The 12,579-nt window shown below is 72.2% G+C and carries 10 protein-coding genes; 2 read left to right on the top strand and 8 right to left on the bottom strand.

The genetic code is table 11. The features are described from left to right. Positions 1–69: 69 nt before the first annotated feature. On the bottom strand, positions 70–1,668 hold the full coding sequence (locus CFW40_RS04280; protein ID WP_088796528.1) for an NAD(P)/FAD-dependent oxidoreductase: 1,599 nt from the start codon (positions 1,666–1,668) through the stop codon (positions 70–72). 179 nt (positions 1,669–1,847) lie between these two features. On the opposite strand from CFW40_RS04280, the gene CFW40_RS04285 reads away from it, so the two are divergent. Further along, the gene (locus tag CFW40_RS04285; protein WP_088796529.1) at positions 1,848–3,155 is read left to right on the top strand and encodes a glycoside hydrolase family 27 protein; all 1,308 of its coding nucleotides are present in this window, start codon (positions 1,848–1,850) and stop codon (positions 3,153–3,155) included. Between the two features lie 42 nt (positions 3,156–3,197). Here CFW40_RS04285 and CFW40_RS04290 read toward each other — a convergent pair whose 3' ends face one another. From CFW40_RS04290 to CFW40_RS04300, 3 genes are all read right to left on the bottom strand, one after another. Beyond that, the gene (locus tag CFW40_RS04290) at positions 3,198–5,318 is read right to left on the bottom strand and encodes a serine/threonine-protein kinase (RefSeq protein ID WP_088796530.1); all 2,121 of its coding nucleotides are present in this window, start codon (positions 5,316–5,318) and stop codon (positions 3,198–3,200) included. A 23-nt stretch (positions 5,319–5,341) separates the two neighbouring features. Further along, a complete protein-coding gene (locus CFW40_RS04295; RefSeq protein ID WP_088801900.1) occupies positions 5,342–6,190 on the bottom strand; it encodes an oxygenase MpaB family protein in 849 nt (282 codons plus the stop codon). Positions 6,191–6,499: 309 nt separating this feature from the next. After that, on the bottom strand, positions 6,500–7,672 hold the full coding sequence (locus CFW40_RS04300; protein WP_088796531.1) for an epoxide hydrolase family protein: 1,173 nt from the start codon (positions 7,670–7,672) through the stop codon (positions 6,500–6,502). A gap of 103 nt (positions 7,673–7,775) precedes the next feature. Between CFW40_RS04300 and CFW40_RS04305 the strand changes: the two genes are divergently transcribed. Further along, positions 7,776–8,351, top strand: coding sequence for an ABATE domain-containing protein (locus CFW40_RS04305; protein ID WP_088796532.1), 576 nt, complete (start codon positions 7,776–7,778; stop codon positions 8,349–8,351). Between the two features lie 109 nt (positions 8,352–8,460). Here the strand turns inward: CFW40_RS04305 and CFW40_RS04310 are convergent, their stop codons facing one another. The 4 genes from CFW40_RS04310 to CFW40_RS04325 form a co-directional block, all read right to left on the bottom strand. Continuing rightward, positions 8,461–9,672 carry an acyl-CoA dehydrogenase family protein gene (locus tag CFW40_RS04310; RefSeq protein WP_088796533.1) on the bottom strand — a complete coding sequence of 404 codons (1,212 nt, stop codon included), beginning with the start codon at positions 9,670–9,672 and terminating at the stop codon, positions 8,461–8,463. Positions 9,673–9,921: 249 nt separating this feature from the next. After that, entirely contained in the window at positions 9,922–10,341 is a 420-nt protein-coding gene (locus CFW40_RS04315; protein WP_088796534.1) for a hypothetical protein, read from the bottom strand. 177 nt (positions 10,342–10,518) lie between these two features. Continuing rightward, the gene (locus CFW40_RS04320) at positions 10,519–11,283 is read right to left on the bottom strand and encodes a VOC family protein (RefSeq protein WP_088796535.1); all 765 of its coding nucleotides are present in this window, start codon (positions 11,281–11,283) and stop codon (positions 10,519–10,521) included. 132 nt (positions 11,284–11,415) lie between these two features. Further along, positions 11,416–12,579, bottom strand: a complete 1,164-nt coding sequence (locus CFW40_RS04325; RefSeq protein ID WP_088796536.1) for an NAD(P)/FAD-dependent oxidoreductase — start codon at positions 12,577–12,579, stop codon at positions 11,416–11,418.

A 12,579-nucleotide genomic window follows, 5' to 3' on the forward strand; every position in this document is an offset into this window, starting at 1 on the left:
CGTCAGAAACTTGCCCGGGGGGGGCGCCGGAGGGGCGGCACTCGCCCCGTCGCCCGCCGGGCACCCCCGTCACCCCTCCTCCAGCACCGCCATCGCCGCATTGTGTCCCGGAATGCCGCTCACGCCCCCGCCGCGTACGGCGCCCGCCCCGCACAGGAGGACGTTGGGGTGGGTGGTCGCCACGCCCCAGCGGGCCGGGGCGGACCGGGCGTCACCGAGCGCTTCGTCCGAGGGGTCCGCGTAGGGGAAGGCCAGGTCGCGGTGGAAGATGTTGCCGCCCGGCAGGCCCAGTTCACGGTCCAGGTCGAGGGGCGACCGGGCCTCGATGCAGGGGCGGCCGTCGGCGTCGTGTGCCAGGCAGTCGGCGAGCGGTTCGGCGAGATGGCGGTCCAGCTCGGCGAGGGTGGCCGCCAGGAGGCGGTCGCGGGTGGCTGCGTGGTCGGCGGTATCGGCGGTATCGGCGGTATCGGCGGTGAAGAGACGCGCGGGGGCGTGCAGGCCGAACAGGGTGAGGGTCTGGTAGCCCTGCCGGACCAGGTCGGCACCGAGGATCGAGGGGTCGGTGAGGGAGTGGCAGTAGATCTCGGAGGGCGGGGAGGCGGGCAGGGTGCCGGACGCGGCCTGCTGGTAGGCGCTCTCCAACTGGCCGTAGCCCTCGGCGATGTGGAAGGTGCCGGAGAAGGCCTCCCGTGGGTCCACCCCGGTGTCGCGCAGCCGTGGCAGCCGGGTGAGCAGCATATTCACCTTGAGCTGGGCGCCCTCGGCGGGTGGCGGCGGGGCCTCGCCCAGCAGGCGGGCCAGCTCGCGCGGGGCGGCGTTGACGAGGACCCGGCGGGCGCCGAGGGTGCCCTGCTCGCAGGTCACCTCCGCACTGCGCCCGTCCGTCGCGATACCGGTCACCGCGCAGTCGGTGACGATCTCCGCGCCGGCCCGCCGGGCGGCGTCGGCCAGTGCGTCGGTGAGCGCGCCCATTCCACCGATGGGGACATCCCAGTCGCCGGTGCCGCCGCCGATGACGTGGTAGAGGAAACAGCGGTTCTGACGCAGCGACGGGTCATGGGCGGTGGCGAAGGTGCCGATGAGGGCGTCGGTGAGGACCACGCCGCGGACCAGGTCGTCGGTGAAGGTCTCCTCGACCACCTCCCCCAGGGGGCGTTCGAACAGGGCGTGCCAGGTGGCGTCGTCGTCGACCGTGGCGCGTAGGGCGGCGCGGGTGGGCAGGGGCTCGGTCAGGGTGGGGAAGACCCGCTCGGCCAGCCGGGCCGTGGTGCCGTAGAAGCCCTGCCATGCGGTGAACTCCCGGTCGGAGCCGGTGAGTTCGGCGAAGGCGGTACGGGTCCGGGCCTCGCCGCCGCCGACCAGGAGACCGGTGGGCCGGCCGTCGCGCACGGTGGGGGTATAGGAGGAGACGGTGCGTTTGCGGACCGCGAAGCGCAGACCGAGGTCCCGCACGATCTTCGGCGGCAACAGGCTGACGAGGTAGGAGTAACGGGACAGCCGGGCGTCGACCCCGGCGAACGCCCGGCTCGACACGGCGGCACCACCGGTGTGGTCCAGCCGCTCCAGCACCAGCACGCTGCGCCCGGCGCGTGCGAGATAGGCGGCGGCCACCAGTCCGTTGTGCCCGCCGCCGACGATGACCGCGTCATACGAAGTCCGTTCCGGCATGCCCCTTGGTAGCACGCGGTGATCGCGGTCGCCAGGTGCAGGCGGCTGAAACCTTCACCCGGGGCGGTGCGGCTTCTTGACCGGGCAGGGGGCTGCTCCTAGCGTCCGGCCGTGCTCCGCCCCGCCACCACTCCGGCCGCGCTCCCGTCAGACCGTCCCGCCCACCCGTGAGGTGACCCGTGTCCCACTCGCCGGTACCCCGCCTCGGCCGCACCTTCGCCGGACTGACCGCCGTCGCCGCCTGTTCGGCCGGGCTGCTCGCGGCCCCCGCTCCCGCCTCCGCGGCCCCCGGCCCGGCCCGTGCGTCCGGCGCCCGGCATCTCGCGGAGAGGTACCCGAACCTGGCGCCGAGACCCCCGATGGGCTGGAACGACTGGTCGTACTACATGTGCGACATCAGCGAGAAGGTGATCCTCGACAATGCGCGGGCGCTGGTCCGTTCGGGGCTGGCCGGGCGCGGCTACCGCACCGTCACCGTCGACGACTGCTGGATGAGCAAACAGCGCGGCCCCGAGGGCGAACTGACGGCGGACCGGACGAAGTTCCCGCACGGCATGGCCTACCTCGGGCGGAAGCTGCACGAGCTGGGACTGAAGTTCGGGATCTATGAGGACGTCGGCACCCTGACTTGTGAGAAATATCCGGGCAGTCTCGGCCATTTCCGGGAGGATGCGGAGCTGTTCGCCCGCTGGAAGGTCGACTACGTCAAGGCGGACGGCTGCAATGTGCCCGTCGCCCCGGGGCACACCAAGGAGGAGACCTACCGGGACCTGTACGGCCAGATGAGCCGTGCGCTGCGGGCCACCGGCCGCCCGATCACCTTCTCGGTGTCGGCGCCGGCCTACTTCCAGTACGACGGTGACAGCGTCTGGCACAAGGTCATCGGCTGGTCGGCCGCGCTCGGCAATCTGTGGCGGGGCGGGCGGGACATCGCGCTGGAGAAGCACGCACCGGCCGTGAAGTGGTCCTCCATCCTCTACAACTTCCGCTACAACGCGCGGCTGGCCGGCCTCCAGCGTCCCGGCCGCTGGAACGACCCGGACTTCCTGCTGGCCGGTGACACGGGCCTGGCGCAGCAGGAGATGCAGAGCCAGATGTCGCTGTGGGCGATGATGGCCGCTCCCCTGATCTCCAGCACGGATCTGAGCCGTCTGTCCCCGGCGGCACGCAAGGTGCTCGGGAACAAGAAGGTCATCGCCGTCGACCAGGACGCGCTCGGCGCCCAGGGGACCGTGGTGCAGGAGGACGCCGGCTCGGCGGTACTGGCCAAGCCGCTGAAGAACGGTGACTGGGCGGTCGCCCTGTTCAACTCCGGCGACGCGCCGCGCACCCTGTCGGTCACGGCCGAGACGGCCGGATTGCCGGAGGCGGGCTCCTACCAGCTGCACGATCTGGTCAGCGGCCGCCGTGCGCACAGCGGTGGCACGATCGTGGGACGCGAGGTGCCGCCCCACGGCACGGTGCTCTACCGGGTCACGCCGGACTGACACCCTCCCCTGGGACGTCCCCCGGGGCCCGCGGTCCGGCCCCTACCGCCGGCGCGCGGCACGCTCCCGGCGCAGCGCCGCGACCCGGCGGTGGAGGGCGGCCGCCTCGTCCGTACGGCCCAGTTGCTCCAGGCACTGGGCCAAGTCGCCGTAGCTGGCCAGCGCATCGAGGTGACCGGCGCCCAGGACCCGCTCGCGGGCGTCCGCGACCTCGCGGTAGAGGTCCAGCGCCTCGTCCCAGCGGCCGAGCCAGCCGAGCGCCACGGCGGTCTCCCGGCGGCTGACCAGGGTGTCGGGGTGGTCGGGGCCGAGCACTCGGGCACGTGCCGCAGCGACCGCCCGCCCCTCCACCAGCGCCTCCTGCCAGCGGTTCTGCCGTCCGAGGCTGACGCCCAGGCCGTGCCGGGCGCGCAACGTCTCCGGATCGTCCGCGCCGTGGGCACGGGTACGGGCGGCGGTCAGGTCCCGGTAGAGCGCCAGGGCTTCGCCGCCGCGGCCGAGCCGGCCGAGGCCGATGCCGACCTCGTAGCGGGCGGCGAGGGTGTCGGGGTGGTCGGGGCCGAGCGAGGCGGTGCGCGCCGCCGCGATGTCCCGGTGGGTGTGCAGCGCCTCCGTCCACTGGCCCAGCCTGCCCAGGACATGGGCGAGTTCGCAGCGGGTGGCGAGGGTGTCGGGGTGGTCCGCGCCGAGCACCCGGGCACGGGCCTCGGCCACCTCCCGGGCCATGGCGCGGCAGTCCTCCAGCCGCCCCAGCCGCCCGAGGTTCAGCGCGACATGGTGGCGGCAGCTCAGCGAGTCGGGGTGGTCGGGGCCCAGCGCGCGTTCACGGCCCGTCAGCACCTCGGTGTAGATCTGGTGCGCCTCGAAGCTCCGGCCCAGGCGGCTCAGGGCATGACCGGCCTCCAGCCGGCTGGTGAGCGTGTCGGGGTGGTCGGGGCCGAGCAGCCGCTCGCGTTCCGCGGCGAGCGCACGGTGTGCCTCGCCCGCCTCCTCCCAGCGGCCCAGCCGGCCGAGGTTCAGCGCGGCGGTGTGCCGTCCGGCCAGCGCGGCGAGGGTGGCGCGGCGGTCGTCCGGCGGTGCCGGGCTGGCGATGCCGGCGGCCGGGGACGCCTCACCGCACTGCGTATCCCTCCCTCCGCCGGTCCAGGTGTCGGTCAGGCCGGTGGCGGACCGGTCCGCCGGGCGCCCGTGCGGCCGCCGGGCGGGGGCCGCCAAGGAGCCAAGGGTGATGCCACGGGTCCAGGAGGGCAGCCGGCCGGCGGGAACCGTCGCGTCGTCGGAGCCGGCTGCGGCGCCCCGGCCGGAGTGCGGACGGCGGGCGTCGGCGAGGCGTTTGCCCAGCTCATCGGCGTCCCTGGGCCGGTCGTCGGGGTCCTTGGCGAGGAGTTCGAGGATGATGCGCTCGTAAGCCTCGGGAAGGTCGGGGCGCAGCGTACGGGGCGGTTTCGGCGCCTGGTCACGGTGTCCGACGAGCACCGCCCAGGCATCCCCCAGGTCGAAGGGCGGCACGCCGGTGGCGATCTCGTACAGCACACAGCCGAGGGAGTAGAGATCGCTGCGGTGGTCGACGCCGTGGGCGCCGATCTGTTCGGGCGACATGTAGTGCGGACTGCCCATGGCGATGCCGGTGCCGGTGAGGCGGGCGGTGAAGCCGATGTCGTGGCCGAGCCGGGCGATGCCGAAGTCGCAGATCTTGACCGTGCCGTCGGCGGTCCGGACGATGTTCGCCGGTTTCAGATCGCGGTGCACGACGGCTTCTTCGTGGGTGTAGGCGAGCGCGGCGGTGACCTGCTCGGCGATCTCGACGAGGTCCGCTACGGGCAGCGGCTGGCGGCGGTTGTCGTCCAGCAACTGGCTGAGGTTACGGCCGCTCAGCAGCTCCATGACGATGAAGAGGGTGCCCTCGTCCTCGCCGAAGTCATGGACGACGGTGATGCCGCGGTGCTGCAGCGCGGCAGCGACCCGGGCCTCACGGCGGAAACGTTCGCGCAGTACCTGCAGGAACGAGGGTTCGTGCCGCGGCCCCGTGGGCTTGAGGCATTTGACCGCGACCTGCCGGCCCAGCGACTCGTCGCGGGCCCGCCACACCTCCCCCATGCCGCCGCGCCCGATGGTGTCGAGCAGTCGGTACCGCCGTTGGATCAGTCTCTCGTCCGCACCCATGTCGCCGCCCCCGTCCCCCGTGGTCAGCCGCGCAGTTCCCCCTGCGTGTCCTGCTGCCCGTCCAGTATGGCGGCGGAAAGACGGAGCTTGTAGGGCGCTGGGCGGGCGCCGGGGCCGAGTCGTGCGACGGCGCGCAGGATGTGCCGGGGCGGGAGCTGCCAGCGGACGCCGGGCGGAATGGCGCGAAGGAGGCGCCCGGTGGCGCGCAGCCGCCGGGTGACGGTTGCGGGCGGGGGTGCGGGGCGCCCGTAGAGCTCCTGGGCATACGCCGGGAGTGCGCCGTAGGCGAGCTGCGCCACCCGCTGCCAGAGCAGGGCACGGGCCGGTACGAGCGGGGCCGGGGTCGGCGGCCTGCACAGAAACGCGTCCACCTCGCCGGCTTCGGGGGTCCGCGCCAACTCGGTCCGCACGCGGGCGAAGTAGGCGGCGAGCGCGGCCCGGCTGCCGGGCACACCGGCCGGGTCGAGGCCGACGAGCCGGGCGCTTTCGCGCTGCTCGTGGAGGTAGGCGTCGGCATGGGCGTCGCCGAGGGGGTAGCCGGAGCGGCGCAGGACGTGCAGGTAGGAATCCACCGCCGCGCAGTGCACCCACAGCAGCAGCTCCGGCTCGTCGACGCCGTAGCGCTCACCGGTGGCGGGATCGGTGGCGGACAGCCGGCGGTGGATACCACGGACCGTGGCGCCGGCCTGTTCGGCGGCCTCGGCGGTGTCGTAGGTGAGGGTGCCGACGAACTGCGCGGTCCGCATCAGCCGGCCCCAGGCGTCACTTCTGAAGTCCGAGTTCTGGAGGACCCCGCGCACCGCGCGAGGGTGCAGCGCCTGGAGGTACAGCGCACGGACGCCCGCGATCCACATCATCGGATCGCTGTGCATCTGCCAGGTCACGGAACGGGGCCCGAAAAGCCCCGGGTCGCCTGCCACGTGCTACACCTCCCGCTGCCGGACCGCACTGCCGTCGGCGTGTCTCCATTGTGGGTCGCGCCGTGGTTCCCGTGCATCATGCGCTCGGCGGGCCCGGTACGGCAGGCCCGGTCCGGCCACCGGGGCGCACGGGGGCCGAGCGCCCCGTGCCGGTCGTCGAGGTGCCGGGCGACGGGGGCACACCCCTGCACTCGGTCCGGAAGCCGTCGGGAAACGCCTTGAGCCGGAGCAGGCGGTGATCGAGTCGGCGCCCAGCCGCGTTCACCGATGAGCGGCCAGCACTGCCGCGAGGCCTTCTCGCAGGTCCTTGACGAAATACTCGGGCACCTCCAGCGACGGGAAATGTCCCCCGCTTTCGGGCTCCCTCCACCGGACGATCTGTCGGTAGCGCTCCTGTGCCCAGGGGCGCGGACACTTCTCGGCGTCGCGGGGGTACATAGTGATCGCTGACGGGACGTCGACCCGAAGTCCGGGGTCCAGCGAGTTGTGGCTCTCGTAGTAAATGCGGGCCGCCGATGCGCCGGTCCGCGTCAGCCAATACAGGGTGACGTCGTCAAGAATGCGGTCTCGGGAAATCGTCTCGAACGGGCTGTCCTCGGTGTCCGACCACTCGGCGAACTTGTCGAGGATCCAGGCAAGAAGCCCGACCGGCGAGTCGACGAGCGAGTAGCCGATGGTCTGCGGCCGGGTCGCCTGCTGCTTCGCGTACGCCGCGCGGTGGCGCCAGAAGTCGCGGGTCTCCTCGCTCCACTTGCGCTCGACCGCCGTCAGCCCGTCCGTCGTCAGACCGGGCGGTCCCTCCGCGAACGTGGTGTGGATGCCGAGCACGTGCGCCGGGAACCTGCCGCCGAGAACCGTGGTGATATTGCCTCCCCAGTCGCCCCCGTGGGCTGCGAACTTGCTGTAGCCGAGCCGCCCCATCAGTTCCACCCATGCGGCCGCGATCTTTTCGGTTCCCCACCCGGTGGTGGCCGGCTTGTCGCTGTAACCGAAGCCTGGCAGCGACGGGACCACGACATGGAACGCCGGCGCGTCCGCATCTTTCGGAGCTGCCAGCTCGTCCACTACATCGATGAACCGGGCAATGCTGTCCGGCCAGCCGTGCGTCAGGATCAGAGGAGTGGCATCCGCGCGCGCGGACCGGCGGTGCAGGAAGTGGATTCCCAGATCATCAATGGTCGTGCGGAACTGGCCGATCCGGTTGAGGCGATCTTCGAACGACCGCCAGTCGTACCCGGTGCGCCAATAGTTCACGACATCGACGAGGTCGGCGAGAGGAACGCCCTGTTCCCATCGGCGAGGGCCGGGCGCGGCGCGATGGACCGTCTCGGCCTCCGGTAGTCGCGCCGCGGCCAGCCGCGCGCGCAGATCGTCGAGGTCAGCGTCCGTTGCGTGGGCTTCAAATGCTTGCACGTCGCTGGTCAGACGGGGCATGAGGCCTCCTGGCCGTCGTGGAACCGGCTACGACCGTTCGCGAACCGGCTAAGGCGGTTCTAGCAGCTCTCCGAACCACGCCGCAACCAGCTAAGGTGGTTCCATGCGTGCCGCGTTCCCTGACTTCCGCCTCGGCAAGGTGCTGGCGACCAGCTTCACGGGAACTCTGTCGGAGCGTTATGGCGAAGCCGTGGAGCGCATTCCCACGCCGCAGCGACTCGTCGACTGGCTGGCGGTGTACGGCCTCGCGGTGGACTCCTGCACCACTGCCCAGCTCGACCTCGCCCGGGAACTGCGGGAGTCGATTCACGCCGCCGCGACAGCGGCCGCGATCCAGGACGCTCTCCCTGCGTCCGCTGTCCACGTCATCAACGACCGCAGCGCTCAGGGTCGGGCCGCAGCGGTCCTGACGCCCGACGGCACGCGGCAATGGCGGCTCAGCCCGGCTGCCCGCGTGGAGGATGCCCTCAGCGTGATCGCCGCCGACGCGATCAGCATCATCGCAGGCGAACGAGACGGAAAATTGGCCTTGTGCGCCTCACCAACCTGCCAAGCCGCCTTCTTCGACACCAGCCGGAGCCGCACCCGCAAATGGTGTGACATGAACACGTGCGGGAATCGTGAGAAGAAAGCGCGCTTCCATGCCAACCAGCGCAAAAACCCCAGATCAGCGGAGTGATCGTTACCTTGACACAGCCAAGCGGTCGCCACGCCTGCGACACATCCGTGCTCGGAACGGCTTTCCGTGAACGGCGCCGCTTCGGGCGGTAGGCCGGCGCCACACCCGCTCAGCGCCGTACGCGGGGCATCCCCAGGCCGATCCACGAGATGATCTCGCGCTGGATCTCGTTGTTGCCGCCGCCGAAGGTGAAGATGACGGCGGAGCGGTAGCCGCGTTCCAGTTCGCCGTGGAGTACGGCGCCCGCCGAGCCCTCTTTGAGGGGGCCCGCGGAGCCGACGACCTCCATCAGCCAGGCGTAGGCGTCCCGGCGGGCCTCGGAGCCGTAGACCTTGACGGCGGAGGCGTCCTGGGGGGTGAGGGTGCCCTGCTGGAGGGCGTCGACCATCTGCCAGTTCAGCAGCTTCATGGCGTCGAGTCTGGTGTGGGTGCGGGCCAGCCGTCCGCGTACCCAGCCCAGGTCGATGACCCGGCGGCCGTCGGTGAGCTTGGTGGCGGCGGCCCAGCGCTGGACGTCGTGCAGGGCGCGGATGGCCATGGTCCCGTGGGCGGCGAGGGTGACCCGCTCGTGGTTGAGCTGGTTGGTGATGATCCGCCAGCCCTTGTTCTCCTGGCCGACGCGGCGGGAGGCCGGGACGGTGATGTTCTCGTAGTAGCTGGCAGTGGTGTCGTGCGAGGCGAGGGTGTTGATCAGGGTGCAGGAGTAGCCGGGGTCGCTGGTGGGGACGAGGAGCATGGTGATGCCCTTGTGGGGCGGGGCTTGGGGATCGGTACGCACGGCGAGCCATACCCAGTCCGCGGTGTCGCCGTTGGTCGTCCAGATCTTCTGCCCGTTGACGAGGTAGTGGCCGCTCTTCTCGTCGCCCTCGCGGACGGCGCGGGTCTTGAGGGCGGCCAGGTCGGTGCCGGCGTCCGGTTCGCTGTAGCCGATGGCGAAGTCGATCTCGCCGGAGAGGATTCGGGGCAGGAAGTAGGCCTTCTGTTCGTCGGTGCCGAACTGCATGATCGTCGGGCCGACGGTGTTCAGCGCCATCAGCGGCAGCGGCACTCCCGCCTGGGCCGCCTCGTCGAAGAAGATGAACTGTTCCGTCGGGGACAAGCCGCGCCCGCCGAACTCCTGGGGCCAGCCGACGCCCAGCCAGCCGTCCGCGCCCAGCCGCCGTACGGTCTCACGGTAGAAACGCTTCCGGTCGGCGGCGCCGCCTGCGCCGGCCTCGGAACCGTGGGGGCCGGCGAGGGCACCGTCCGGCACCAGCTCGGCGAAGTAGGTGCGCAGCTCGGCGCGCAACTGCTGTTGCTCGGGGGTGTATTCGAGGTGCACGGCCCCTCCAGATCGTCCGGTCCCTTGTCGTCCGGTCCGAGTGGCGCGGGATGCTGACGGCCCGTCGGCTGCCGGATCGAGGGGCACAGTAGAACTTGTTTCAGTAATTCGGAAGGGCGGGTACGGCTGTGCCGTGGCCGGTCATGCGGGAGGACGGTCGGGCTCTCGCCCCTCCCCTCCGCCCGGCGCACACGCGAAGGCCCGGTCCGGTACCTCCGCGGCACCGGACCGGGCCTTCCCGGGGTTCCATCAGCCCACGGTGTGCTTTGCCGCGTGGGGCGGCAGCAGCCGGCCGCGCTGGACGTCCTTGCAGTACCTGACGGCGCCACTGCTGGTCACGTACCTGGCCGAGACCCAGGTCGCGCGCTCCTCGCGGGTGAGGTACCAGACGGTGTTGCCGCCGACGCTCTGGGTGCGGACCTTGCACACCAGGCCGACCTGTGCACGGTGGTGGAGGTGACCCCGCACCGAGGAGTCCGTGCTGGGGTACTGACGCTGGCTCAGGCCCGTCTTGGCGGTGACCACGCCAAACGGCTTGGCGGGTTCGGGGGCCGCGTGCGCCGGGGCCGCGGCCAGCAGCGTCGCGCCGAGAGCGGCGGCCGCGGCCAGTGCGCCCGCGCCGGCTGCGAGCTTTTTGCCTCGGGCCACGAGGAGGTCGGTCGTGGGCATAGGGGTCTCCTGTTCTCGACGCGCAATGCCACCCATTGCCGCGAAGTGGACATTACGCGTAAACCACTCCTGGAATGTGGTGAAACGACGAGCAGGCCGCCGATCGTGTGACGGCGCAAGTACGCCCGTGGCACGGGCAGTCGCCGCACCGCGGGGACACCCGGAGCGCTGCCGGACTCAGCCCTCCGTACCGGCGCGGTGGATCCCGAAGTGCCCTCCCTGCGGATCCCTGATCACCGCGATCCGCGGCCCCGCGGGCACATCGGTCGGGGGCACCAGCAGCATGCCGCCCGACTCGGCGGCCCGCGCGGCCGTCTCGTCGACGTCGGCGACCGCGAAGTACGGCAACCAGTGCGCCCGCACGTCGTCCGGGTAGAACTCGTCCAGCGCGCTCATCCCGCCGAAGTCGGCGCCGTCGACGCCCCATTGCGGGTAGTCCTTGTGCGTGCCCACGGTCCAGCCGAAGATCCGTGTGTAGAAGGCCTTGGCGGCCTCCTCGTCCCGGGTCGCGAGCTCGACCCAGCCGAGCGAGCCCGGTGCGTTGAACACCGCGGCGCCGGCGAACGACCGGCCCTGCCACAGCGAGAAGACCGCGCCTTCCGGGTCGGCCAGTACGGCGAAGCGGCCCAGGTCGAAGACGTCCATCGGGCCCGACAGCCGGCGTCCGCCCGCCTCGGTGACCGCCGCGGCCTGCGCATCGGCGTCCCGCGTCGCGAACGACACGGTCCAGGCGGTCGGCTGCCCGGGGGTGTGGAGCGGGGTCAGCGCGGCGACCGGGGCGGCCCCGAGGTACAGCATGGTGTAGCCGCCCGCCTCGTCGCGCGGGTCGGTCTCGGCGCGCCAGCCGAAGACCTGGCGGTAGTACACCTTGGCGGCGTCCACGTCCGACGTGCCCAGCTCCACCCAGCAGGGCGCGCCGGGTGTGGGCTCAGTGATCTTCACGGTGCGTTCCGTCCCTCCGCGCCCGGCCGTGGCCGGACGGTGCCGCGCTCACGGCCGCGTACCGCCGGTCGGCGTTCGTACGCTGCCGATCGTCCGACGGGGGCGGCGGGGCCGCAACCGGAGGGCGGCGGATCACCGCGGGCGGTCGCGCAGATGGCGCAGCGAGCCGCGCGGGGCGTCGGGGGCGAGGGCTTGCGCCAGGCCGCGGGCGGCACGCTCGGCGGCCTCGGTGGCGCGGGGCAGCAGGGCCGCCTCGTAGGCGCGTACCGCCTCGTCCGGGTCGCGGTGTCCGGTGAGGGCCCGGGCGAGTTCGGCGCCGTCGAGCATGGCGAGGCCGGCGCCCGGAACCGCGAACGGCGGCATCAGATGCGCGGCGTCTCCGAGCAGGGTCAGGCCGGGGGTGTGCGTCCAGGTGTGCGGCACCGGCAGGGCGAACAGCGGCCGATGGGCGAACCCGCCGTCGTTGTCCCGCAACAGTGCCAGCAGCCGTTCGTCCCAGCCCGCGAACCGGTCGAGGAGTACGGCGCGGACGGCCTCGGTGTCCGTCATCCGCACCCCGGCCTCCAGGGCCCAGTCCTGGGAGCCGCGGAAGGCGGCATAGAGGCGGATGCGGCCGCGGCTGTCGCGCCGGGCGATCAGCGCCCGGCCGGCGGACTCCGCCCTCATGCGGCCGGCGCCGACCAGCCGGGCGACCTCGGGGTGACGGGTGTCGGCGTCCTCGAATCCGGACTCGACGAAGGTGACCCCGGTGTAGTGGGGGGTGGCGTCGGAGAGCATCGGCCGGACCCTGGACCAGCTGCCGTCGGCACCGATGACCAGATCGAAGGTCTCGGTGTGGCCGTCGTCGAACTCGGCCCGGTGGCGGCCGTCGCCGAGCGGATGAAGGGTGCGCAGATAGCTGCCCCAGCGCACGGTTTCGGGGGTGAGCGAGTCCAGCAGCAGCCGGCGCAGCTCGCCCCGGCCGATCTCGGAGCGGTCGGCCGCGCCGGGGGCGGGGGTGGGGGCGGGAGTGGGGGCGTACTGGAAGAGGACCGTCGCGGTGTGGTCGAGCAGCCGGATCTCCTGACCCGCGGGGCGGGCCACTGCGGCGAACTCCTCATGCAGACCGGCGGTCCGCAGCGCAGCCTGACACAGCGTCATGTGCAGCTCCAGTGCGCCCGTTTGCGGGCGGGCGTCGGCGGAGGCGTCGTGCTCGAAGACGGTGACCGGTACGTCGTTGCGCTGCAGAACGCGGGCGCAGGTCAGTCCGCCGGGGCCGGCGCCGATGATCGCGATACGGGGAGTGGTGGGGGTCAT

The organism is Streptomyces sp. 2114.4 (assembly GCF_900187385.1).
GTDB classification, from domain to species: domain Bacteria; phylum Actinomycetota; class Actinomycetes; order Streptomycetales; family Streptomycetaceae; genus Streptomyces; species Streptomyces mooreae.